General features: G+C 60.1%; 25 protein-coding genes. 12 read left to right on the top strand and 13 right to left on the bottom strand.

All coding sequences use genetic code 11. From position 1 onward, the window contains the following. The first annotated feature begins 2 nt into the window (after positions 1–2). Positions 3–188 carry a YpfN family protein gene (locus tag AC4PR2_RS23755; protein WP_004941720.1) on the top strand — a complete coding sequence of 62 codons (186 nt, stop codon included), beginning with the start codon at positions 3–5 and terminating at the stop codon, positions 186–188. 30 nt (positions 189–218) lie between these two features. Here AC4PR2_RS23755 and ypfH read toward each other — a convergent pair whose 3' ends face one another. The 6 genes from ypfH to dapA all read right to left on the bottom strand — a co-directional run bounded on the left by ypfH (position 219) and on the right by dapA (position 7,011). Beyond that, positions 219–908 carry an esterase gene (ypfH, locus tag AC4PR2_RS23750; RefSeq protein WP_180547567.1) on the bottom strand — a complete coding sequence of 230 codons (690 nt, stop codon included), beginning with the start codon at positions 906–908 and terminating at the stop codon, positions 219–221. A 120-nt stretch (positions 909–1,028) separates the two neighbouring features. After that, positions 1,029–3,041 carry a tRNA(Met) cytidine acetyltransferase TmcA gene (locus tag AC4PR2_RS23745; protein WP_060441173.1) on the bottom strand — a complete coding sequence of 671 codons (2,013 nt, stop codon included), beginning with the start codon at positions 3,039–3,041 and terminating at the stop codon, positions 1,029–1,031. A gap of 56 nt (positions 3,042–3,097) precedes the next feature. Beyond that, a complete protein-coding gene (gene ypfJ / locus AC4PR2_RS23740; protein ID WP_047730119.1) occupies positions 3,098–3,967 on the bottom strand; it encodes a KPN_02809 family neutral zinc metallopeptidase in 870 nt (289 codons plus the stop codon). Between the two features lie 209 nt (positions 3,968–4,176). Further along, a complete protein-coding gene (purC, locus tag AC4PR2_RS23735) occupies positions 4,177–4,890 on the bottom strand; it encodes a phosphoribosylaminoimidazolesuccinocarboxamide synthase (RefSeq protein WP_004941708.1) in 714 nt (237 codons plus the stop codon). A gap of 170 nt (positions 4,891–5,060) precedes the next feature. Further along, the gene (gene bamC, locus AC4PR2_RS23730) at positions 5,061–6,113 is read right to left on the bottom strand and encodes an outer membrane protein assembly factor BamC (protein WP_019453890.1); all 1,053 of its coding nucleotides are present in this window, start codon (positions 6,111–6,113) and stop codon (positions 5,061–5,063) included. 16 nt (positions 6,114–6,129) lie between these two features. Further along, positions 6,130–7,011, bottom strand: a complete 882-nt coding sequence (gene dapA, locus AC4PR2_RS23725; RefSeq protein ID WP_443014798.1) for a 4-hydroxy-tetrahydrodipicolinate synthase — start codon at positions 7,009–7,011, stop codon at positions 6,130–6,132. A gap of 110 nt (positions 7,012–7,121) precedes the next feature. Between dapA and AC4PR2_RS23720 the strand changes: the two genes are divergently transcribed. Together AC4PR2_RS23720 and bcp are read left to right on the top strand one after the other, a co-directional pair. Further along, a complete protein-coding gene (locus AC4PR2_RS23720; protein WP_369783268.1) occupies positions 7,122–7,727 on the top strand; it encodes a glycine cleavage system transcriptional repressor in 606 nt (201 codons plus the stop codon). 2 nt (positions 7,728–7,729) lie between these two features. Then, positions 7,730–8,194 carry a thioredoxin-dependent thiol peroxidase gene (gene bcp, locus AC4PR2_RS23715; protein WP_038873672.1) on the top strand — a complete coding sequence of 155 codons (465 nt, stop codon included), beginning with the start codon at positions 7,730–7,732 and terminating at the stop codon, positions 8,192–8,194. Positions 8,195–8,238: 44 nt separating this feature from the next. Here bcp and AC4PR2_RS23710 read toward each other — a convergent pair whose 3' ends face one another. After that, positions 8,239–9,315 carry an AI-2E family transporter gene (locus AC4PR2_RS23710; RefSeq protein WP_004941690.1) on the bottom strand — a complete coding sequence of 359 codons (1,077 nt, stop codon included), beginning with the start codon at positions 9,313–9,315 and terminating at the stop codon, positions 8,239–8,241. A gap of 854 nt (positions 9,316–10,169) precedes the next feature. Between AC4PR2_RS23710 and AC4PR2_RS23705 the strand changes: the two genes are divergently transcribed. After that, positions 10,170–10,385, top strand: coding sequence for a hypothetical protein (locus tag AC4PR2_RS23705; RefSeq protein WP_049200497.1), 216 nt, complete (start codon positions 10,170–10,172; stop codon positions 10,383–10,385). 6 nt (positions 10,386–10,391) lie between these two features. Here AC4PR2_RS23705 and AC4PR2_RS23700 read toward each other — a convergent pair whose 3' ends face one another. Beyond that, complete coding sequence (locus AC4PR2_RS23700) at positions 10,392–11,084, bottom strand: B3/B4 domain-containing protein (protein ID WP_046687610.1); 693 nt, start codon at positions 11,082–11,084, stop codon at positions 10,392–10,394. Positions 11,085–11,127: 43 nt separating this feature from the next. Between AC4PR2_RS23700 and AC4PR2_RS23695 the strand changes: the two genes are divergently transcribed. The 3 genes from AC4PR2_RS23695 to AC4PR2_RS23685 all read left to right on the top strand — a co-directional run bounded on the left by AC4PR2_RS23695 (position 11,128) and on the right by AC4PR2_RS23685 (position 12,769). Further along, the gene (locus AC4PR2_RS23695; protein WP_100396715.1) at positions 11,128–11,730 is read left to right on the top strand and encodes an XRE family transcriptional regulator; all 603 of its coding nucleotides are present in this window, start codon (positions 11,128–11,130) and stop codon (positions 11,728–11,730) included. A gap of 43 nt (positions 11,731–11,773) precedes the next feature. Beyond that, positions 11,774–12,226 carry a GNAT family N-acetyltransferase gene (locus tag AC4PR2_RS23690; RefSeq protein ID WP_330112972.1) on the top strand — a complete coding sequence of 151 codons (453 nt, stop codon included), beginning with the start codon at positions 11,774–11,776 and terminating at the stop codon, positions 12,224–12,226. Positions 12,227–12,340: 114 nt separating this feature from the next. Beyond that, positions 12,341–12,769: a TOBE domain-containing protein gene (locus AC4PR2_RS23685; protein WP_038873689.1), complete on the top strand. Its 429-nt coding sequence runs from the start codon at positions 12,341–12,343 to the stop codon at positions 12,767–12,769. Positions 12,770–12,805: 36 nt separating this feature from the next. Here AC4PR2_RS23685 and AC4PR2_RS23680 read toward each other — a convergent pair whose 3' ends face one another. Continuing rightward, a complete protein-coding gene (locus AC4PR2_RS23680; protein WP_330112973.1) occupies positions 12,806–13,423 on the bottom strand; it encodes a LysE family translocator in 618 nt (205 codons plus the stop codon). A gap of 194 nt (positions 13,424–13,617) precedes the next feature. Here AC4PR2_RS23680 and AC4PR2_RS23675 point away from each other — a divergent pair, with 194 nt between their 5' ends. Then, entirely contained in the window at positions 13,618–14,079 is a 462-nt protein-coding gene (locus tag AC4PR2_RS23675; RefSeq protein WP_033644014.1) for an Lrp/AsnC family transcriptional regulator, read from the top strand. A 34-nt stretch (positions 14,080–14,113) separates the two neighbouring features. Here the strand turns inward: AC4PR2_RS23675 and AC4PR2_RS23670 are convergent, their stop codons facing one another. Then, entirely contained in the window at positions 14,114–15,322 is a 1,209-nt protein-coding gene (locus AC4PR2_RS23670; protein ID WP_060441166.1) for an NAD(P)/FAD-dependent oxidoreductase, read from the bottom strand. A 160-nt stretch (positions 15,323–15,482) separates the two neighbouring features. Further along, complete coding sequence (locus AC4PR2_RS23665; RefSeq protein WP_038873797.1) at positions 15,483–16,022, bottom strand: RrF2 family transcriptional regulator; 540 nt, start codon at positions 16,020–16,022, stop codon at positions 15,483–15,485. 339 nt (positions 16,023–16,361) lie between these two features. Here AC4PR2_RS23665 and bepA point away from each other — a divergent pair, with 339 nt between their 5' ends. Beyond that, positions 16,362–17,831, top strand: coding sequence for a beta-barrel assembly-enhancing protease (gene bepA / locus AC4PR2_RS23660; RefSeq protein ID WP_038873698.1), 1,470 nt, complete (start codon positions 16,362–16,364; stop codon positions 17,829–17,831). A gap of 20 nt (positions 17,832–17,851) precedes the next feature. Continuing rightward, complete coding sequence (arsC, locus tag AC4PR2_RS23655) at positions 17,852–18,205, top strand: arsenate reductase (glutaredoxin) (RefSeq protein ID WP_033648817.1); 354 nt, start codon at positions 17,852–17,854, stop codon at positions 18,203–18,205. 48 nt (positions 18,206–18,253) lie between these two features. Here the strand turns inward: arsC and hda are convergent, their stop codons facing one another. After that, positions 18,254–18,955 carry a DnaA inactivator Hda gene (gene hda, locus AC4PR2_RS23650; protein WP_492175563.1) on the bottom strand — a complete coding sequence of 234 codons (702 nt, stop codon included), beginning with the start codon at positions 18,953–18,955 and terminating at the stop codon, positions 18,254–18,256. Positions 18,956–19,227: 272 nt separating this feature from the next. Between hda and AC4PR2_RS23645 the strand changes: the two genes are divergently transcribed. Together AC4PR2_RS23645 and AC4PR2_RS23640 are read left to right on the top strand one after the other, a co-directional pair. Beyond that, complete coding sequence (locus AC4PR2_RS23645) at positions 19,228–19,743, top strand: hypothetical protein (RefSeq protein ID WP_019452428.1); 516 nt, start codon at positions 19,228–19,230, stop codon at positions 19,741–19,743. A 32-nt stretch (positions 19,744–19,775) separates the two neighbouring features. Beyond that, positions 19,776–20,024: a GlsB/YeaQ/YmgE family stress response membrane protein gene (locus tag AC4PR2_RS23640; protein WP_016926728.1), complete on the top strand. Its 249-nt coding sequence runs from the start codon at positions 19,776–19,778 to the stop codon at positions 20,022–20,024. A gap of 34 nt (positions 20,025–20,058) precedes the next feature. Here the strand turns inward: AC4PR2_RS23640 and AC4PR2_RS23635 are convergent, their stop codons facing one another. Continuing rightward, positions 20,059–20,709 carry a DUF421 domain-containing protein gene (locus AC4PR2_RS23635; protein ID WP_019452427.1) on the bottom strand — a complete coding sequence of 217 codons (651 nt, stop codon included), beginning with the start codon at positions 20,707–20,709 and terminating at the stop codon, positions 20,059–20,061. Positions 20,710–20,951: the final 242 nt, after the last annotated feature.

Genomic DNA, 20,951 nt, shown 5'->3' with positions numbered 1-20,951 from the left:
CTATGCAATGGTTAGCTGATTACTGGTGGATTATCCTGCTGGTTCTGGTGGGAATGGTCGTCAGCGGCATTAAGGAACTGCGCCGCGTCGACGTGAAAAGCTATCTGGCCAACAAGCCGGAGATACCGCCGCACCGCGACAACAACGCCCAGTGGGATGACGAAGACGACTGGCCGAAAAAGAAATGACATCAGGGCGCTCATCGGCGCCCTGAATTTTTAGCGAAAGGCGATCAGCTCGCCGCGCTTGCCGGACAATGCCTCGTCCCAGTAGCGCTGCGGCACATAATAATGCAGCCTTTCCAGCGCGGCGTTCATCATGCCCTGGTTGATTGCGTGCCCGACGTTTTCCTCCACGTCCAGCGTAAAATCGGCGCCGCCGGCCCGTAGCGCTTCTGCCGCCGCGTGAGCGTGTTGCACCGCGATCACCGCGTCATCTTCACCGTGGATCAAATGCACCACGCTGTCGCCGAAAGCCTGCTCAGGCAGCTGGGCAAAACGCCCGCTAAACGCGACCACGCGCCCGGCCAGCCGGGTTTCCGCTTTTAGCGCCTCAAGCGCCATGATCGCCCCCTGCGAGAACCCCACCAGCGCCGTGCCGGCATAGCCTACGCCGCTCAGCTGCTGCCAATGGCGCACCACCGCCACAAACTGCGGCATTACGTCTGCGATGCGGGCCGCGCGGTTCTCTTCGGTCACGTCCTGCACCGAAAACCACTGGCGCCCGGCGCCGTTGCCGAACGCTTCGGGGCCTCCGATGCTCACCACCTGTGCCTGAGGAAAGTCTTTGGCGAAGTAGCTGCCGATCTCCCCCATCGCCACCGGGTTGTCGCCGACACCGTGAAACAGCAAGATCAGCTGCGCCGCCGGGGTCGCCGGGCTTTGGACAACGAAATGCTCATGTTTCATCGATGACTCCTTAATAGTAACCCAACCTGGTGCGGCGACAGTCGTCGCCTCACCGCTGACAGTGACTATACGCCGTTGAGAAATCGGGAAAATCGGGTTTTATTGAGCGAGTTATTCAATTTATTGCAACGACTGCGTCCAGTCGCGCCAGTAGCGGCAGTGCTGCGCATTCAGCTGTTCCAGCGCCTGCGCCGCTTCGTGCCGCCAGTGGCGCAGCAAGGCTTTCTGGCCGCTGACGCCCGCCAGCTCCGCGCAGGCCGCCGGGGATTGCCGCCGTTGCAGATGGCCGCGCAGCGCGGGCAGCGGCAGATTGCTGGCCAACAGCAAACGCTGCAGTGCCCCCAGGCTGGCCTCCAGCGGCCGATGGGCGAAAGCGAACCCGGCCAGCTCGCGCCAATCCTCTTCGCCCAGCGGCGTGTCGCCGTCGTCGCCCGGGATCGCCAGCGCGAGTTCAATGCGCTGCCGTAGCCAGGGCCAGTCGCGCGCCAGATGCTTGTGCGCAGCGTGCCGCAGCGCCTCTCCTTGCTCGCTCAGGGGCAAGATAGCCATCGCGGTATAGCAGCCGCTGCTGGCCTCCGGCTTGCTGCCGATGCGCACCAGCTCGAAACCGCAGGATTGCCAAAAGCGCCACAGCGGCTCGGTATAGCCAAAGCTGACCGACAGAAAATCCAGCCCCTGCGCCTGGCGGCGTTGCCGCTCGACCAGCTGACGCGCGATACCCTGCCGCCGCAACGCCGGCAGCGTCGCGATGCGGGTAATACGCCGTGACCGCAGCGTCGGCGCCCACCACTGGCCGCCATGCGCCGCCAGCGACTGCGCCACCAGGTTGCCGCGCGGCCGGCGGCGGCCAGCCCACACATCGTGCGCCAACTCGGCGCTCAAGCCGCCTTCGTCCACCAGCCACACGGCGCCGACCACCTCCTGCCCGGCCTGCGCCAGCCCGAAGTGCATGCCGGGTGCATCCATCAGCCTGCGCAAATCCAGCGGCGAAGTGCGGTAATGCGCGCTGCTCAGCAGAGCATAGAAACGCGCCAGCCGCTGCGGATCGGCGCACAGTTCGCGCTGGTCCGCCTGGCTGTAATCGATCGTCTGGCCATCCGCCGGCCAGGCGGGCAGCTCGTTGAACAACAGCGCATTGTCCGTTATCCGTTCCAGCGCATCCCCCTGCGCCCAGCGCATCGGCTGTTGCAGGCTCAACGCCTGATAGGAAGGCAGCCCGGCGCAAAACTTCAGCAGAAAACCACGGCCGGTGCCCTCATAGCCCTGCACCGTGGTGGTCAGCAGCACGCGCGGGAAATAACCGATCAGCTGCTGCAACAACGGCGCGGGGATCGCCGCCGCTTCATCCACCAGCAGCCACCCCACGGCGCTGACGTCCCCCTCCCGGCACTGCGCCAGCAAGGCATCGGGCGCCCAAAACTGCGCGCGCCCCTGCGCCCATTCCCCGGCCACCTCAGTGGCGGCGCGGCTCGGCCCGGTTATCCAACAGGTCAGCGGCGACTGCGCCACCAGCATGCCGGCCAGCGTCGATTTGCCGCGGCCGCGGGCGGCGGTCAGCACCCACACGCCGGATTCGGCCTGCAGCAGCGCCGTCAAGATCGCCTGCTGTTCCTCGGTCGGCCGGCCATCCGGCGGTTGCCAATCCTCACGCGCCGGCAGCGCGGCCAGCGTCAGGGGCTCATCCTGCCGCCAGATCGTCACTTCGCGGTCGTCGGCCAGATGCTGCTGCAGGTGGTGGATGAAATGCGGGGTGGTAATTGGCTGCGGGCAATCGCTCCAGCGCAGGCTGTCGCCGTCCGGCTGCTGTGGCCATTGCCGCCAGGGCGGCGTCAGCAACAACAGCCAGCTGCCAGCGCGCAATGCGCCGCACAGCGCCGCCAACGCCTCAACGTCTAGCGACTGACCGGCGTCGAACACCGCGTGCAGCCGTTCCTGCCCCAGCAGTTGGCGCACTGCGCCGCTCGCCAACGCCGTCAGGCCGGGCGGCGGGTTTTCCCCCACCCACGGCCAGTCGCCCGGCAGCGTCGCCGCCAGCCGCTGCGCCTGTTCGCGACACCAGTCGGGCTCACCGCTGAGCACCAGCAGGCGCCGGATGCCCTGTCGCCGCATGAGTTGTTGCGCTGCCTGTAACATAAGGCTGTATCTCAATCCGAAAAAAATGCCGGAGTCAGGCTCCGGCACTTGAGGCGTTAACGGGATGCGAAGGTGTTGCAGGTATTGGGATCGCCGCTGTCGAAGCCCTGTTTAAACCAGGTATAGCGCTGCTGAGAGGTGCCGTGGGTGAAGCTGTCCGGCACGACGCGGCCCTGGCTCTGCTGCTGCAACCGATCGTCGCCAATCGCCTGCGCGGCGTTCAGCGCCGCCTGCAGGTCGCCCTCTTCCAGCATCTGCTGCTTCTCGGCGTATTTACCCCATACGCCGGCGAAGCAGTCCGCCTGCAGCTCCATTTTCACCGACAGACGGTTCACTTCCGCCTGGCTGGCGCCCTGCTGCATCTGGCGCACCTTGGGCTCGATGCCCAGCAGGTTCTGCACGTGGTGGCCGACTTCGTGCGCCACCACATAGGCCTGGGCAAAATCACCGCCGGCGCCCAGCTTGGTTTTCATGTCCTGATAGAAAGACAGATCGATATACACCGTTCTGTCGCCCGGGCAGTAGAACGGCCCCATCGCCGCCTGGCCGGTGCCGCAGCTGGTGCGCGTGACGCCGCGATACATCACCAGCTTCGGCGGTTGATAGGTTTTGCCCATGCGCTGGAAAATCTCTTTCCAGTTATCCTCGGTGGAGGCCAGTACCACCGAAGTGAATTTGGCCAGTTCATCGTCTTTCGGACTGATGTTGGCGCTCTGCTGTTGACCCTGCGGTGCGACGTTACCGCCGTTCAACAGCGGCGACAGATCGATGCCGTAATAGCCGGCCACCAGCACCACCACCAAAATGACGATGCCGCCCTTGCCGCGCACCGGCACGCGGAAACCGCCGCCACCGCCGCCCAAACCTGAAGACTGCCCGCGACGATCCTCAACATTGTCACTTTCCCGACGCCCTTGCCAACGCATAAATATACTCCAGATATTTCCCCTGCTCGTTGAAGTTGCGCCGCGATCGTAAGCGCAAAGGCAGCTTCAAGCCTGAGTGGGATAGGTTTTAGTCATCTCGCATCCATCATTATAAATGGTCTGCCGCGGAGGAAATGTAGAAATTTTCTGGAAAAACGCAGAATAGCGGGACGATCCGGCCGGATCGCCCCGAATGGCGGTGCCAATGCTTAGTCGAGCTTCACGCCGATGCGGCGCGCCACTTCTTCATAGGCTTCGATCAGGCCGCCCAGGCTTTGACGGAAACGGTCTTTGTCCATCTTGTCCAGGGTGTTTTTGTCCCACAGGCGGCTACCGTCCGGCGAGAACTCATCGCCCAGCACCACTTCACCGTTGAACAGGCCGAACTCCAGCTTGAAGTCGACCAGGATCAGGCCCGCGTCGTCGAACAGCTGGGTCAACACGTCGTTGGCGCGGTAGCTCAGCTCGCGCATGCGCGCCAGATGCTCTTTGCTCACCCAGCCAAAGGTTTCGCAGTAGGATTCGTTGACCATCGGATCGTGCATGGCGTCGTTTTTCAGGAACAGATCGAACAGCGGCGGATTCAGCACCAGGCCTTCTTCGATGCCCAGACGCTTCACCAGCGAACCGGCGGCGCGGTTGCGGATCACGCACTCCACCGGCACCATGTCCAGCTTCTTCACCAGCACTTCGTTGTCGGACAGCAGACGCTCCATCTGGGTCGGGATGCCGGCTTCTTCCAGTTTGCTCATGATGAAATGGTTGAACTTGTTGTTCACCATGCCTTTGCGATCGAACTGCTCAATGCGCTGACCATCCAGTGCTGACGTATCGTTGCGGAACTCCAACACCAACAGATCGGGATTCTCGGTGGTGTAAACGGTTTTTGCCTTTCCGCGATACAGCTCAGCTAGCTTTTGCATCTTACTTACTCCAGTGATGTATCCCCGTTGTCTCCCGAGCGCGGCCCGAAATTAGGGGGTATAGAATTGACCTAATGAATTCTTTGGCGTGCCGGACACTATTGTGCCAAACCTGCGACGCAAACGATACCGTATCGACAAAACAAAAAGGGGCCGAAGCCCCTTTTTGATTATTTAACGCTGGTTTTACTGAAGGCAGACTGGAATGCCGCCACCAGTGCGTCGTTTTTCGACTGGGTGAGCGGTTTGCCTTTCGGATCGATGAATTGCAGGCTGGTGCGGTTGTTGAGATCGCCGACCTGCAGTTTGTAATCGCCTTCCGCCAGTTCAGGATCCTTGACACCCAACGCATCCCAATCGCTGCTGCTCAGGGACTTGTAGGTCACGGCGACGGTGCCCTGCGGACGGCTGCGGTCACCCACTTTCATCCCCAGTTTTTCGAGCGCCGCCGGCAGGCGATCCCACACCACGGTGTAAGGGCCGCGCACCACCAGCATCGGCAGGCCGGTGTCATCGGCTCCGCTCTGCACGTCCAGCGCGCCGAAGCGGCTGGCGGTCTGGCTGCTCGCCAGGTTGTCCTGCTTGTCCAGGCCTTCGATCAGGGTGTTGATCATCATGCCGTTGTAGCGCTGAATCTCAGACTGGTCGGTCACCTGCTCGGTCTTGCCCTGCTGCTGCAGGCCAACGCTTTTCACCACCAGCGCCTGCTGGTAGCCCTGCTGCTGCACGCTGATCTGATAACGGCCTTCGTACTGGTTGTCTTCGTCCAGACGGTTCCACTTCACCCAGTCGGTGGTCAGGGTCTGACCGGCGTCCTGGCGGGAAGCGATCGCGATGTTCTTCGCCTGCAGCAGGCTGACTACGCGCGACCACAGGTTCTGGTTCTGCGGGCTGTTTTCCAGCAGCAGCGTGCCGCTGTCGCCGGCGTATTGCGCGCGTGAACCGCTCAGCAGCGCCAACGGCTGCACCGGCGGACGAATGTCCAGTTGCTTGCCGACGTTGCCTTGCAGCGTCGTGGCGGGAACGTCATAGTTGCCGCTCTGCACCGGCAGGATCATGCCGGACGGCGCGTTCAGCGCCTTGAGCGGAGCCGCGTCGAGGTAAGCCTCGTCGCCGCTGACCTGGCGCTTGTAGCGCTGATCGCTGCTGCAGGCTGCCAGCATCATCACCAAAGAGATGCCCACTACTTTTGCTACCGTCGACTTTTGCAATGAATAAGCCATCAAATTTCCCTTAGAGTTACAGCAAGCCGACGCTTTTCAGCGCGCGCTCCACCACCGGGCGGGCGGCTTCGCTCAACGGCGTCATTGGCAGACGCAGCGTATCGGTTGCCATCAATCCCAACGCCTTACAGGCCCACTTCACCGGAATTGGGTTTGCTTCTACAAATAGATCCTGATGCAACGGCATCAAGCGCTGATTTAAGCGGCGCGCTTCGGCAAATTTGCCCTGCGCCGCCAGCGCGCAAAGTTCCGCCATCTCGCGCGCGGCCACGTTGGCCGTCACGGAAATCACCCCTTTGCCGCCCAGTTGCATGAAGTCCAGCCCGCTGGCGTCGTCGCCGCTCAGCAAAATGAAGTCTTCATCGTCAACCAGCACTTGGATCTGACTAACGCGACTTAAGTTCCCCGTCGCTTCTTTTACAGCAACAATATTCTTGATTTTCGCCAGCCGAGCGATGGTCGGCGGCAGCATGTCGCAGCCGGTGCGCGAAGGCACGTTGTACAGGATCTGCGGCAGCTCGGTGCTATCGGCGATCGCCTTGAAGTGCTGGTACAGCCCTTCCTGCGTCGGCTTATTGTAGTACGGCGTCACCGTCAGGCAGCCCACTACGCCGGTATTGGCGAAGCGGGTGGTGAGCGCGATGGCTTCGGCGGTGGCGTTGGCGCCGGTGCCGGCGATCACCGGGATGCGGCCGTCGGCCAGCTCCAGCGTCTGCAGCACCACGTCAACGTGCTCGTCATGGGCAAGCGTTGCGGACTCGCCGGTGGTCCCTACGGAAACGATCGCCGCGGTGCCACTGGCTACATGATAATCGATCAATTTTTTTAGGCTCGCGCGATCGACAGCACCTTTGTCGTCCATCGGCGTAACCAGTGCAACAATACTTCCCGTAAACATTGGCCGTCCCCTCCACAAACAAGTCACTCATGGTACTTTTGCTGCCTATCCAAAAGCAAGCGCACAACCGCGTTGTAAGCGCTTGGCAGGCGGTTTTTTTTATGTTTACCATGGTAACCCCATTAAGCACGACAGGAAGCGCTATTTTGCCTCAGTCAGACGAACACTATCTCGTGATTACCGCGCTCGGCGCCGACCGCCCCGGAATCGTCAATACCATCACCCGCCACGTCAGCAGTTGCGGATGCAATATCGAAGATAGCCGTCTGGCCATGCTGGGAGAGGAGTTCACGTTCATCATGCTGCTGTCCGGCAGCTGGAACGCCATCACCCTGATCGAATCCACCCTGCCGCAAAAAGGCGCGGAGCTGGATCTGCTGATCGTGATGAAGCGCACAAACTCGCACGAAAGGCCGCCGATGCCGGCCACGGTGTGGGTGCAGGTGGAAGTGAAGGACTCGCCGCACATCATCGAACGCTTTACCGATCTGTTCGACTCCAGCCAGATGAATATCGCCGAACTGGTCTCGCGCACGCAGCCGGCGGACGGCGACCTGCCGCCGCAGCTGTATATCCAAATCACCGCCCACAGCTCCGGCGATCGGGACGCCTCAAATATTGAGCAAGCCTTCCATCGCCTATGTACAGAATTGAACGCGCAAGGCAGTATTAGCGTGGTGAACTATCCACAGCATGATGAGAAAGATGGAGAGTAGTGATGAGCCCATTGAAAGCCGGTGACACAGCGCCGAAATTTAGTTTGCCTGACCAGGACGGTGAGGAAATTAATTTGGCCGACTTCCAGGGACAGCGAGTATTGGTCTATTTCTATCCGAAGGCGATGACGCCGGGCTGCACCGTGCAAGCCTGCGGCCTGCGGGACAACATGGACGAATTGAAAAAGGTCGGCGTCGAAGTGCTGGGCATCAGCACCGACAAACCGGAAAAACTGTCGCGCTTCGCTGAAAAGGAGCTGCTCAACTTCACGCTGTTGTCTGATGAAGATCATCAGGTAGCGCAACAGTTTGGCGTATGGGGCGAGAAAACCTTCATGGGCAAGACCTACGACGGTATTCACCGCATCAGTTTCCTGATCGATGGCAAAGGCAAGATTGAGAAAGTGTTTGATGATTTCAAAACCACCAATCACCACGACATCGTTCTGAGCTACCTGCAGCAGTAATTCTCACGAAGCGCAGCGGCCTGCTGCGCTTCGTTTCTTCCCTGTCAGTCGGCCTTGTCTTCCACTTCGACCCGCAGTTCATCCGGCCAGGCATGGATCACCGCCTTCACCAGCGTCGCCAGCGGTATGGCGAAAAACACGCCCCAAAAGCCCCACATCCCGCCGAACACGATCACCGACAGGATAATCACCAGCGGATGCAGGTTGACCGCTTCGGAGAACAAAATGGGCACCAGCAGGTTGCCATCCAGCCCCTGCACCACCAGATAGGCGACGATCAGCGTCCAAAAATCGGCGCCTACGCCCCACTGGAACAGCGCCACCACCACCACCGGAATGGTGACCAGCACCGCGCCGATGTAGGGGATCAACACCGAGAAGCCCACCAGCACCGCCAGCAACAGCGAGTAGCGCATGTCCAGCACGGCGAACACCAGGTAGGTCGCCACGCCGACAATCACCATCTCCAGCACCTTGCCGCGAATGTAGTTGGTGATCTGCTGATTCATCTCGTTCCAGACCTGCCCCGCCAGGCCGCGATTGCGCGGCAGCACGCGGCGCACCGCGTTCAGCAGCTGTTCTTTGTCCTTCAACAGGAAGAACATCATCATCGGCACCAGGATCAGGTAGATAGCCAGCGTCAGCAGGCCGACCAGCGACGCCAGCGAGAATTTCACCACCGACTCGCCCATGCCGGACAGCCGGCTGCGCAGGTTTTCCGCCATCATGTCGATGATGCCGGCATCCACCAGCGCCGGGTAACGCTTCGGCAGCGTCGCGGCAAAGTTATAGAACTGATTGAGCATGCCCGGCAGATCGCTCATCAGATTGATGCCCTGCTGCCAGGCGGTTGGCGCGACGACGAACACCAGCAGCATGGCGACGCCCGCGAACACCAGCAGCATGATGCTCGCCGCCCAGGTGCGCGAACAGCCGATGCGCTGCAGGCGCGCGGTCGGCCACTCCAGCAGATAGGCCAGCACGATGGCGACCAGCAACGGGGTCAGAATGCCGTGCAGAAAATAGAGAATGAGGAAGCCGGCGACCAGGATCACCAGCAGCGCGATAGCCTGCGGATCGGTGAAGCGGCGGCGGTACCACTGTAATAACATCTCCAGCATCAGAGCGGGCTCCTCGAGATTTGGCGGGCGGGCATGGCGATTCCTGTGATGGGCCTGATTAAAGCATAGATAGAACGGGCGCACGCGGGGTGTGCAAAGCACTCAGAGTACTCAAAGTTGGCCATACATCAACAGCGATTTGGCTGAATTTATCGCGCCGGCGAGCGATTGGCGCAAAAATCCGCAGACGCGGCGACAGACTGGGTGAACGGCCCCGAACGGGGCTGCGGCAGATTACAGCGAGGCGCTGATGGAGAGGGGCGAACCGACCGCCAGTGCGAACAACAGCACACAGCCAATCGCGATTGCCGCCGCCAAATCATTTTTCATTGTCCCGTCCCCTGATGCTTAAAGTGATTATCGTCACGAACTCTGTCGGTTCTACGTTGACGGCCTTTGCCGATGCACGTCATTAAAAACCCCCGCCTGGGCGGGGGAGAAGACGTTCTGGTGCATCAAGTATTACAAGGAGGTCATGAGGGATTGCTAACCCTAAATGACTATTTCAAGCTAGGATTATTCCCAGAACATGGCAAGCGATCGCGTCGAGGTTATCCGCACTTTGAGATAAACCTCATAAAAAAATCCCGCACGGCAGCGGGATGAAGGGATGATAACGTCATGAATTTTTTATGCGGACAATGAGGCGGTATTGTCGTCATTTGGCGACAATACCGCGCCGCCACGGCGGTCACAAGGGAAATCTGACTGCCGTAAGGAAATCAGAATTTCCCCAATACACGCGATCGTACGCCCGTAAGCATCAACGAAAAGAAATGGGATTTTCGTCAGACCGTCGCCGGCCAAAAACCGGTAGCATAACCGGCATAATCCCAAACGCCGTAGGGGGAGAGATGAACAACAAGCCGTTTGAATTTGATGAAGCCATCTGCCTGGCCATTGGGCGCGGCGTCTGCGAAGTCGTGAAGATAGGAGACGAAATCAGCGTTTTCTCCCTGCTGGAAGCCATCGAGAGCTTTATCGAACGGCAGGCGCTTAGCGAGAGCGAAGTCGCGGCGGCGGACGACGCGCTGGATCTGATCACCGGTTTGGTCCGCCGCCAGTGCTGAGGCCGGTTACGAGGTGCAGCCGATGAGCCGTTGCTCTATCGCAACGCCGGGCATCATTTGCCGTAAACCGGCAATCAATTCGTCGCCCGCCGCATGCAGCGCCGCCAACGGCATTGCCGGCAGGCTCTCCAGGATGAACCACATCCGTTCGGCCTCGGCGCTCAGCCGGGTTCTGACGCCCTGACGCCAGTTCCAGCGGCGGCAGGTCACGCCGCGATCGTCGCGCCAGACCACCTCCCCCGCCTCCGGCGATTCATGGATCACCGCACCCTCCTTGACGGTATCGAACAGCTCGCTGCCTTCCGCGACGATCAGCCGCGGCTCGCCGACATAAGCCGCGATATTCTCGCCCCCCACCGGCACCGCATAACGAATGCTGACGGCGTTGTAGAGATCGACCACCGGATCGATGCTGGGCATCGTGCCGTCGCGCAGCGCGCGTTTGCGCAAGGCATCGGCGGAACAGGGCGTACGCTTGGGTTTGGCGCCAAACCGCATGAAGACATCGCGCCAGGCCGAGAGATGCGCCTCAGCCCAGGGCGCGTCCTCCTCGCCGAGGGCGCGACAGGCCTGCGCCAACGCCAGCGCCCCCACGTCCGGGTTGGTTATGGGAGCCGCGGCCACGGTAATGCTTAACGCCCGGAATCCAGGCGCCAGCGCAGCGACGGCCGGATCGATTGACGGATCGACTAAAATCATTGAATAATCCTATATTGACCATTTTATTTCATAATATTGACCGATGAGCGAAAAAGTCAACAGACCGACCGAGTTCGGCGCCGACGTGCAAACCGTCAGCGAAGCGGTGTCACACCGCATCAAACAGCAGCGAAAAAGCCAAAAACTGTCGCTGGACGAACTGTCGCGCCGGGCGGGCGTCAGCAAGGGCATGCTGGTGGAGATCGAGAAAGGCAGCGCCAATCCCAGCATCGCCATCCTGTGCAAACTCGCGGCAGCGCTGGGCCTGTCGGTGGCGGACATCGTCAACGTGACCCGCGCCCCCGCCGCCTACCTGATTGAAAGCCAAGACATTCCCACGCTGTGGCACGGCGATCGCGGCGGCTCGGCCCGCTTGCTGGCAGGCACCCGCGGCCCAAACATGATAGAACTGTGGCGCTGGGAAATGGCGCCGGGGGAAGCCTATGCATCGGGCGGCCATCCGGTGGGCACCTTCGAGCTGCTGCACGTTGAACAAGGCGTCTTGAGCCTTGCCGTCGAACAAACCGAGCTCAGGATTACGCCAGGCTATTCGGCGGTCGCCAGAACGGACAGCCCGCACCGTTACGCCAACGAGGGCGAAGACACGCTGATTTTCACCATGACGGTCGCCGAACTGCACGCCTGAACGGCGGCCCAGACCTTAACGCTTGCACAGGAGAAGAACCCTCATGACAATCCCTGCCCCACTGGAGTGGCGGCGTGCTGACTATCTCGTCAGCACCGAGCCCAGCCTGCTGGATATTGACGCCATTCATGCATTTCTGACCCGTTCGTCATGGGCGGAGGGCATTGATAAAGAGACCGTTCGCCAGTCCCTCTCCCACAGCCTGTGCTTCGGCTTGTATCACGGCACCAGACAAATCGGTTTCGCCCGGCTGGTCACCGATTACGCCACCTTCGGCTATCTGTGCGACGTTTACGTGCTGGAGGCGCATCAAAAAGGCGGGTTGGGCCTGTGGCTGGCGGAATGCTGCCAGGCCCATCCGCTGATGGCGACGCTGCGGCGAATCATGCTGGTCACCAGCACCGCCCCCTGGCTCTATGAAAAAGTGGGGTATAGCGCCATCAACTGCCCCGATTTTGTTTGGCAGATCGCCCGACCGGACATCTACCGACGTTAATTTTTCAGCAAGGCCGCCCCAGTTCACACTCTTCCCCCGCGACATTGGCAATCGCGGCGGTTAGGGCCCATGCTGGCGACAAATTTTACCGTTTGCCCCTTTCAAGGAGAATCTATGCCCGTTTCAGCCCGTAACCAGTTAGCCGGTACCGTGTCCGCCGTCGCCAAAGGCGCCGTCAATGACGAAGTGGAGATCACCCTGCAGGGCGGTGAAAAACTGGTGGCCATCGTCACGGTACAAAGCCAACAGTCGCTGGGGTTAACCATCGGTAAAGAGGCCGTCGCGCTGATTAAAGCGCCGTGGGTGATCCTGGCGACGGAGGATTGCGGTTTGCGTTTTTCCGCCCGCAACCAGTTTGCCGGGGAAGTGATTGCGGTTGAGCACGGCGCGGTCAACAGCACCGTACACCTCAAAGCGGATGCCGGTTTTGTGCTGACGTCGGTGATCACCAATGAAAGCCTGCAGGAGATGGCGCTGAAGAACGGTTCGCGCGCCATCGCCCTGATCAAAGCCTCATCGGTGCTGCTCGCCGTCAAAGCCTGATACCGCCAGGCCCGCACAAGCGGGCCATTCAAGGCGCTATTTCAGCGCCTGCTCGGCCAGCAGCCCGAGGGCGATGACGATCATCGCCGCGCCGGAGATACGCCCCACCACCTTCGCAGCCTGCGGGCGCGTGCGCAGCACCGACTGCGAACCGAATCCCACCAGCAGGTACACCAGGCCGCAGCTGATCAAATGCACCACGCCCAACGCCAGCATCTGCATCGGCACCGACCATTCGGCCCGGGCGTCGGTAAACTGCGGCAGCAGCGCCAGAAACAGCAGAAACACCTTGGGGTTCAGCCCGCTGACGCACACGCCCTTGCCGGCCCAACGCAGCCAGGAATCGGAACGCTGATCTTCACCGGCGCCGGGCACCGGCGGGTGCAGCAGCATGTTGAAACCGATCCACAACAGATAAGCCGCCCCCAGCAAGGTAAGCGCCGTCAGCGCCAGCGGGTTGCCGACCAGCAGCGCGCCGACGCCTGCCACCGCGATCGCAATCATCAGCAGGTGGCCAAACAGCAAGCCGGCGACGGCGGGCACCACTACCCGCCCGCGAATGCCCGCCGAGATCACATAGGCCCAATCCATACCCGGCGTGATCACCAACAAAATCGACACCGCCCAAAAAGCGGCGAACAGAGCGAGCGTCATGCCGGCCCCCTCTCAAACGCGCCGCGCCATTCCGAACAGAGAATCATTGCGCTTTCCTCTTGGAAGAAGAACGGCCTCCGCCTGCCGCGGCGGCCGTCAAAACCGTTCAACAGATGGCAAGAATATCCTCAAGGCGTTAAAATGTGCTTTCAATTACTTGCCTGAAACCGGCATAAGCGGGGAAATTTTTCCAAATGGATAAGATTGATCGCAAGATTCTTGCTGAACTGCAGGCCGACGGGCGTTTGTCGGTGACCGAGCTGGCCGAGCGGATCGGGTTGAGCGTCTCTCCCTGCCACCGCCGGGTGCGGGCGTTAGAGGAGTCCGGGGTGATCAGGGGTTACCGCGCCCAGCTCGATCCCGGCAGCCTGGGCTATAACTTTTCCGCCCTGGTGTTCGTCACCATGCGCGAAGGCGATCGCCGCGCCGTTGAAACCTTCGAAAACGCCATGGTGGACATTCCCCAGGTGGTGCAGGCGCAGCGGCTGTTTGGCGATCCGGACTATCTGCTGCACGTGATCGCCCGCGATCTGCCCGCCTTCCAGCAGCTTTACGACGAGAAACTCTCCGCTCTGCCGGGCGTGCAGCGCCTGAGCTCCACGCTGGTGATGAAAACCGTGGTGCCGGAGCGCTCGTTCCTGCCGCTGGGCCAATGACGACGGGAGCGTTGCCGCTCCCGTTTTGACTTCCTTAAGGCACAATCACGAAATCCGGATTGGCGACGGCAAACAGCGCCTCGCGATCCGCCGCCGGTGGATAAATCCACTGCGTATTGATCTCCTGCTTAATCTTTTTGCCTTCCTGACGGGTAAAGCGCACCTGGCGCTCCCAGCCTTCGGTATACAGCGCGCCCCAGGGCCCCAGATCCAGGCAGGTCACATACTTCGGCTGGCTGTACGGGTGAGTCGGCAACCCCGCCAGCTCCGCCGCCGCATTGTGGCCGGCCACCCGGCCAAGGCTCATCGCATGCTGGCAGGTCATCAAGTTGTGATTGCCGAGATCGTCGGTCGCCGCCTTCACCGTATCGCCGGTCACGAAAATGCCCGCCGCCGCCGGCGCGCGCAGGAAGGCGTCGCCGATCACCCGGCCGCTGCCGTCGCGCTCGCCGGGGATCTGCTCGGTCAGCGGATGCGCCCGCACGCCCGCTGCCAGGATCACCGTGTTGGCGGCGATACGCTCACCGTTCGACAGCATCACCCCCTCAGCGTCGATAGCCGAGACGCGCAGACCGGCTCGGGCTTCCACGCCGCACTCCGCCAGCGCCTGGCGAATCACCGCCCCCGGCTCCGCGCCCATTCCGGCGCCCACTTCCGGGGCGCTATCGACGATCACCACGCGCACGTTCTCGTCTTTGCCCAGCGCATCCCGCAGCCGCTGCGGCATCTCCGCCGCACTCTCCAGCCCGGTCAGCCCCGCGCCCACCACCACGGCGGTGTTGCGCGCCGGCGTAGACGGCTTGGCCGCCAGCGCTTTGATATGGGCATCCAAACGCTGCGCGCTTTCCAGCGTATCGACGTTGAAACCGTATTCGGCAAAGCCCGGCACCGCAGGCACGGAGAGCCGACTGCCGGTGGCCCACACCAGGCGGTCGTAGGCCAGCTCAAGGGATCCCCCTGTCGCCTGCGCCACCGTGAGCGTCTTGGCGGCGGCATCGATGCGCTCTACCGCCCCGGCCAGGTGGTGCACGCCGACGGCGGCGAGCTGCGCGGAAATGTCCGGATTCATGTTTTCCAACACCGCTTCATACAGGCGCGGCCGGATGGTGACCGTTGGCGTCGGCGAAACCATGAGCACCTCGATATCGTCATGCTTACCGGCGAGGGTAATGGCGCGCATGGCGGACACGGCGGCCCAAAAACCGGCAAAACCGGAACCGGCAATCACTATTTTCTGCGTCATGGGATGACTCCTTCATACAGGGTTAACCGGGCGATAAGGCTGCCCGCAGTTTTTTCGGATGAACGATGCCGTTCCGCTCCCGTAGCAGGGTGCAGAAGGCCCGCCCGCCCCTTCCGAAGAGGCGGGAAAAAGTGTGTTTGGCTTTAAGGAAAGGCGGTGGTTAGGTTTTGGCCCGCGCCGTTTTGCCGCTGCGCGCGGTGCGTTCCGTCATGCGCTCATCGAGCCAGAGGTTGACCTCACCGAAGAAGCCCTGCGGCGCCTTGCGGCCAAAGCGGGCCGCGACGGCGCCGAGGGTCTGCGCCGCCAGCGCATCGCGCATCGCCTTCTCCGCCTGCAGCATCACCGCGTGGATGGCACATTTTCCGGAGACCGCCCAATCCGGCGGGGAATCATCGAACACCGCGCAGCGCCCGCGCACCTCCTGGCAATCGAACAGCGGCTTGTGCCCTTCGATGGCGTCGATGATCGCCAGAAAACTGATCTCATCCGCCGGGCGCGCCAGCCGGTAGCCGCCGCGCACCCCTTCGCTGGCGACGACGATCCCCGCCTTTTCCAGCTTGGGGAAAATCTTGGCCAGAAAGCTGGGGGAGATGCCCTGCAGCTCGGCGAGTTCGCGGCTGCTGAGCGCGCGCTGGTTATCGCCGACCAGCCACAGCAGGCAGTGGATGCCATATTCAACGCTGGTTGTGATGTACGCCATATGTCCGTTTTCGACCGTCAATGAACCTTCAATAACGCAGACTATATGAGTCTGCGTTTATCTTGTCAATAAAACACGGATCAACTTTGTCCGCGTTTTATTGACAATGCACGCCGCCGGCGACGCAGAAAGCGCCCTTCAAAATGAAAAATAAAACTTTTTTGCCCGATTCGCGCCCGGCTAACGTTTCCTTGTCGGCTGCGGCTGACTATGATGTGATGGGTGCCGCGCCGCGGTTTGTGAGCCGCCGCACTTTCGCGCGGATTGCGCCGTGGGAATAAAGAACTCTTGTCTGCTGCTGACGTCTTAGAAATGATTATTTAAGGGAAACGCCTGACTATGACCAACCGGTTGACCAAAACCGCGTTAGCGGTGCTGCTGCTCGGCACGCTGAACGCCACCGCCCTGGCGCCAGCACAGGCGGAAAGCCAAGACCAGTTGCCGGATATGGGCACCTCCGCCGGCGGCACCCTGAGCATCGGACAAGAGCTGGCGATGGGCGATTTCTACGTGCGCCAACTGCGCGCCAGCGCCCCGCTGATCAACGATCCGCTGCTGAGCCAGTACATCAACCAGCTGGGCAACCGACTGGTGGCCAGCGCTTATTCGGTGCGCACGCCGTTCCATTTCTATCTGGTGCGCAACGACGAGATCAACGCCTTCGCCTTCTTCGGCGGCAACGTGGTGCTGCATTCCGCGCTGTTTCGCGTCAGCGACAACGAAAGCCAGCTGGCTTCGGTGCTGGCGCACGAAATCTCGCACGTCACCCAGCGCCACCTGGCGCGCGCAATGGAAGACCAGCAGCGCAACGCCCCGCTGACCTGGGTGGGCGCACTCGGCTCCATCCTGCTGGCGATGGCCAACCCGACCATGGGCATGGCGGCGCTGAGCGGCACCCTGGCCGGCACCCAGCAGGGCATGATCAGTTTTACCCAGTCGAACGAACAGGAAGCCGACCGCATCGGCATTCAGGTGCTGCAGCGCGCCGGTTTCGATCCCGAAGCGATGCCCGACTTCCTGCAAAAACTCTCGGATCAGTCGCGCTATGCCTCCAAGCCGCCGGAAATGCTGCTGACGCACCCCTTGCCGGACAGCCGCCTTTCCGACGCGCGCAACCGCGCCAACCAGATGCCGAAACACATCGTGCAGTCTTCGCAGGACTACCTGATGGCCAAGGTGCGCGCACTGGGCATGTACAGCTCGGAAGGCTATGGCCTGAACGAAGAGCTGCTCGGCTCACTTAGCAAGGGCAACGTGCGCGAACAGGCGGCCGCCAAATACGGCCGCGCCATCCTGTTCTATGAAGCGAAAAAATACGACGACGCACGCAACATCATTCAACCAATGCTGGCGCAGGATGCGAAAAACGTCTGGCTGATCGACCTGATGACCGACATCGATCTCGGCCAGAAACGCGCGCCACAGGCCATCGCCCGCCTGCAGGCGGCCAACGCCGCCCAGAACAACAACCCGGTGCTGCAGCTCAACCTGGCCAATGCCTATGTCGAAGGCAACCAGCCGGCGCAGGCCTCGAAGATCCTGAACCGCTATACCTTTGCCCATCCGGACGATCCGAACGGCTGGGATCTGCTGGCGCAGGCCAGCGCCGCCCAGGGGCTGCGCGATGAAGAGCTGTCGGCCCGCGCCGAAAGCCTGGCGCTGACCGGCCGGCTCGATCAGGCCATCGGCCTGCTCAGCAATGCCAGCTCGCTGCAGAAACTCGGCAGCCTGAAACAGGCGCGCTACGATGCGCGCATCGACCAGCTGCGCCAACTGCAACAGCGCTTCCGCCAATACCAGCGCAGCTGATTCAACAAGGAATGAACGCCATGAAAAACGTCACGATTTACCACAACCCGCGCTGCTCCAAGAGCCGTGAAACCCTGGCGCTGCTGGAGCAGCACGGTGTCGATCCCAAGGTGGTGCTGTATCTTGAAACGCCCCCGTCGGCCGATGAGCTGAAAAAGCTGTTGAAAGAATTAGGCTTCACATCCGCGCGCGATCTGATGCGCAAAAAAGAAGATCTGTACAAAGAATTGAAGCTGGCGGACGACAGTCTGAGCGAAGAACAGCTGCTGGCGGCGATGACGGCGAACCCGAAACTGATCGAACGCCCGATCGTGGTGAAAGGCAGCAAGGCGCGTATCGGCCGGCCGCCGGAGCAGGTGCTGGAGATTTTATAAATTCGAATTCGGGCGCGGACTGTCGCGCCCTTTCTTTTGCGGTAGCCGCTACAGCCCCAGGATCTCTTTAACGAACGGGATGGTCAGCTTGCGCTGGGCGGTGATCGAGGCACGATCGAGCTGATCGAGGGTCATAAACAGCGTGCGCATCTCGCGATCCAGCCGTTTCAACAGGAAGCGGCCCACGTCTTCCGGCAGCTCAAAGCCGCGCAGTTTGCCGCGCAGCTGCAGCGCCAGCAGTTTCTCTTCGTCCGACAGCGGCTGCAGCTTGTAGATCTGCCCCCAGTCCAGGCGCGAAGCCAGATCCGGTAAACGCAGGTTCAGCTGGCGCGGCGGGCGATCCCCGGTGATGAACAAACGGGTGCGGCCGGTTTCCAGGATGCGGTTGTAGAGGTTGAAGATCGCCATCTCCCACTCTTCGTCGCCGGCGATGCATTCGATATTGTCGATGCAAACCAGCGCCAGCTGCTCCATGCCGTCCAACACTTCGGGCACGAAGTAAGCGCGTTTGTCGAGCGGCACATAGCCCACCGCTTCCCCCTGCTGCGAAAGCTCGGCGCAGGCCGCATGCAGCAGATGGCTGCGCCCGCCGCCTTCACGCGACCAAAAATAGATATAGCTGCCATGTTCCTGACGGACGGCGGATTGGATCGCGGCTAATAGGGATGGGTTCTCGCCCGGATAATAACTGGCGAAAGTTTCATCATCGGGAAGATAAAGTGGCAGTGAAAGCTGTGCCGGCGTATTCAGAGAAGCACCTCAACCAAAACTGGCAGAAAAACGCGGGCAGTTTAACACAGAAAACGGGCGCTGTTGAACCGGCAGGATCTTATGCCGCAATAGTGAGCAATGCCTTAGCGCCGTTTAATCGATTGCGGCTCCCTCACCGGCAAGAATAGTCTGATATCAAACCCTAACCTCATGCCTACGCAGGTTAAATTTGTAATTTAAGTAAAACCTGACCTAGTATAGGTAGGCAAAACGCAATCACCATCAACAAGGTTTCTGCAAGGATATAGACGATGAAAGTATGGAATAAAGTGCTGTTAGCCTCCTTTATCGGGTTGTTGGTTGCCGGCTGTGATGACTCTTCCAAGGTTGACGCCAACCTGGATAAAGCCAAAGACAGCGCCGAGCAGATGAAAGACGCCGCCCAGAAAAAAGCGGACGATCTGACGGACAAGGCGAAAGCGACGGCGGATGAAATCAAAAAAGAGGCCGCCACGCAGGCTGACCAGCTGAAGGACAAAGCCTCGGCGATTAAAGATGAAGCCGCCAAACAGGCGGACGCCATCACCAACGACGCCAAGGCCAAGGCCGCCGCGATCAAGGATGACGCCGGCAAACAAAGCCAGCAGCTGGTGGATCAGGCCAAGGCCATCAAAAACGACGCCATCAACGGCGCTAACGATCTGACCGAGCAGGCCAAGGCGAAGACCGAAGCCATCAAGAACAGCGCCGAAAACAAAGCGCAAGAGTTGAAACAAGAGACCGATGCGGCGGTGAACGGCAATACGCAGCCGGCCACCCAGCAGTAAGCCATACTCAGCCACCAAGAGAGGAGCAGTAAATGGGGATTATTTCCTGGATTATCTTCGGCCTGATCGCCGGTATTTTGGCTAAGTGGATCATGCCCGGCAAAGACGGCGGCGGCTTTATCCTGACCGTTGTGCTGGGGATCATCGGCGCCGTAGTCGGCGGCTATATCAGCACTTTCTTCGGCTACGGCAAGGTTGACGGCTTCAACTTCGGCAGCTTCGTGGTAGCGGTTATCGGCGCCATCGTGGTGCTGTTCGTGTACCGCAAAATTCGCAGCTAATATGACATTGGGGAGCTGAGGCTCCCCTTTTTCACTATTTAACTATACGTCCGTCATTAAGAATGAATGCTGTCCTACCGTCCCAAAACTCAGCAATAAAAATATCTTTCGGCTCTATGCCATGTTCACGGATAGTTTGGTTCAACCACTCCTCATCTTTACTAATCTCCTGCAGCTCATAAGGCCTGGCCCTGCCATTTTTCATAATGATAACTGAAGGCAGTTCATTTCCCTCGCATACCGCAGTTATCTGACCGCCCGGCTCAATTTGCGCATAGACAATCTCCTGAAAGGCGTGAATCCCCTGCGCATGCAGCTGTGAGGAAACGTTCAAGATGTCGATTTTATTTTTCTTGGCTAAAATATTTTCCATCAAAAAGCGGCCGTTTTTTATAATTGGTATCGGGTTGCCGATAGTGACCGAACGAAAGAAGTTGCAATGTTTACTGATTGCATTCAACAGAGAAATTAGTCCTACTCCGATAAGTAATACAACGACATACTGGTACAAAGGGATGCTGTCGCTATAGATAACGCCCCCAATAATGCCCCCGAGCACAAAGTTTCCGATAAAATCTACTGGGGTCATCTGCGATAGCTGGGTCTTTCCCGACAGGTTCAGGTGGGTGATAACTATGACAAAGCCAATCACAAATTTGAGCAAAATATAGCCGTAGTACTCCATACCCTCTTTCCTTAACCGATGTTGTTAATGCTATCAGCTACTTTATCCCAACGGATATAATGCAGAAACACGAATAAAAAGGGCAGCCCCTGGGCTTAATGCCGATCAGTTAAGGATCACTTGAACGATCCTGTCGCTGTGTAAGAATCCGTAATCTCTCTGAGGTTACGGATTTTTTTATGTTGCTGAGTCAGGCTCTTGATACCGTTCTTAAATTCTCCCCCAAAGAATTCGCTGCGCTT

The organism is Serratia sp. A07 (assembly GCF_058725505.1).
The sequence above is the reverse complement of the archived record's forward strand: the minus strand, read 5'-3'. Positions and strand labels throughout refer to the sequence as shown.

Excerpts from the sequence above, each read along its gene's own strand:
- arsC (WP_033648817.1), top strand. The coding sequence starts at position 17,852 with ATGAAAAACGTCACGATTTACCACAACCCGCGCTGCTCCAAGAGCCGT.
- purC (WP_004941708.1), bottom strand. The coding sequence starts at position 4,890 with ATGCAAAAGCTAGCTGAGCTGTATCGCGGAAAGGCAAAAACCGTTTAC.
- ypfJ (WP_047730119.1), bottom strand. The coding sequence starts at position 3,967 with ATGCGTTGGCAAGGGCGTCGGGAAAGTGACAATGTTGAGGATCGTCGC.
- bamC (WP_019453890.1), bottom strand. The coding sequence starts at position 6,113 with ATGGCTTATTCATTGCAAAAGTCGACGGTAGCAAAAGTAGTGGGCATC.
- AC4PR2_RS23635 (WP_019452427.1), bottom strand. The coding sequence starts at position 20,709 with ATGGAGTACTACGGCTATATTTTGCTCAAATTTGTGATTGGCTTTGTC.
- AC4PR2_RS23755 (WP_004941720.1), top strand. The coding sequence starts at position 3 with ATGCAATGGTTAGCTGATTACTGGTGGATTATCCTGCTGGTTCTGGTG.
- AC4PR2_RS23720 (WP_369783268.1), top strand. The coding sequence starts at position 7,122 with ATGGTAACCCCATTAAGCACGACAGGAAGCGCTATTTTGCCTCAGTCA.
- bepA (WP_038873698.1), top strand. The coding sequence starts at position 16,362 with ATGACCAACCGGTTGACCAAAACCGCGTTAGCGGTGCTGCTGCTCGGC.
- AC4PR2_RS23690 (WP_330112972.1), top strand. The coding sequence starts at position 11,774 with ATGACAATCCCTGCCCCACTGGAGTGGCGGCGTGCTGACTATCTCGTC.
- AC4PR2_RS23670 (WP_060441166.1), bottom strand. The coding sequence starts at position 15,322 with ATGACGCAGAAAATAGTGATTGCCGGTTCCGGTTTTGCCGGTTTTTGG.
- AC4PR2_RS23645 (WP_019452428.1), top strand. The coding sequence starts at position 19,228 with ATGAAAGTATGGAATAAAGTGCTGTTAGCCTCCTTTATCGGGTTGTTG.
- AC4PR2_RS23745 (WP_060441173.1), bottom strand. The coding sequence starts at position 3,041 with ATGTTACAGGCAGCGCAACAACTCATGCGGCGACAGGGCATCCGGCGC.
- AC4PR2_RS23710 (WP_004941690.1), bottom strand. The coding sequence starts at position 9,315 with ATGCTGGAGATGTTATTACAGTGGTACCGCCGCCGCTTCACCGATCCG.
- AC4PR2_RS23640 (WP_016926728.1), top strand. The coding sequence starts at position 19,776 with ATGGGGATTATTTCCTGGATTATCTTCGGCCTGATCGCCGGTATTTTG.
- AC4PR2_RS23680 (WP_330112973.1), bottom strand. The coding sequence starts at position 13,423 with ATGACGCTCGCTCTGTTCGCCGCTTTTTGGGCGGTGTCGATTTTGTTG.
- AC4PR2_RS23700 (WP_046687610.1), bottom strand. The coding sequence starts at position 11,084 with ATGATTTTAGTCGATCCGTCAATCGATCCGGCCGTCGCTGCGCTGGCG.
- AC4PR2_RS23685 (WP_038873689.1), top strand. The coding sequence starts at position 12,341 with ATGCCCGTTTCAGCCCGTAACCAGTTAGCCGGTACCGTGTCCGCCGTC.
- dapA (WP_443014798.1), bottom strand. The coding sequence starts at position 7,011 with ATGTTTACGGGAAGTATTGTTGCACTGGTTACGCCGATGGACGACAAA.
- AC4PR2_RS23695 (WP_100396715.1), top strand. The coding sequence starts at position 11,128 with ATGAGCGAAAAAGTCAACAGACCGACCGAGTTCGGCGCCGACGTGCAA.
- AC4PR2_RS23705 (WP_049200497.1), top strand. The coding sequence starts at position 10,170 with ATGAACAACAAGCCGTTTGAATTTGATGAAGCCATCTGCCTGGCCATT.
- ypfH (WP_180547567.1), bottom strand. The coding sequence starts at position 908 with ATGAAACATGAGCATTTCGTTGTCCAAAGCCCGGCGACCCCGGCGGCG.
- AC4PR2_RS23665 (WP_038873797.1), bottom strand. The coding sequence starts at position 16,022 with ATGGCGTACATCACAACCAGCGTTGAATATGGCATCCACTGCCTGCTG.
- bcp (WP_038873672.1), top strand. The coding sequence starts at position 7,730 with ATGAGCCCATTGAAAGCCGGTGACACAGCGCCGAAATTTAGTTTGCCT.
- AC4PR2_RS23675 (WP_033644014.1), top strand. The coding sequence starts at position 13,618 with ATGGATAAGATTGATCGCAAGATTCTTGCTGAACTGCAGGCCGACGGG.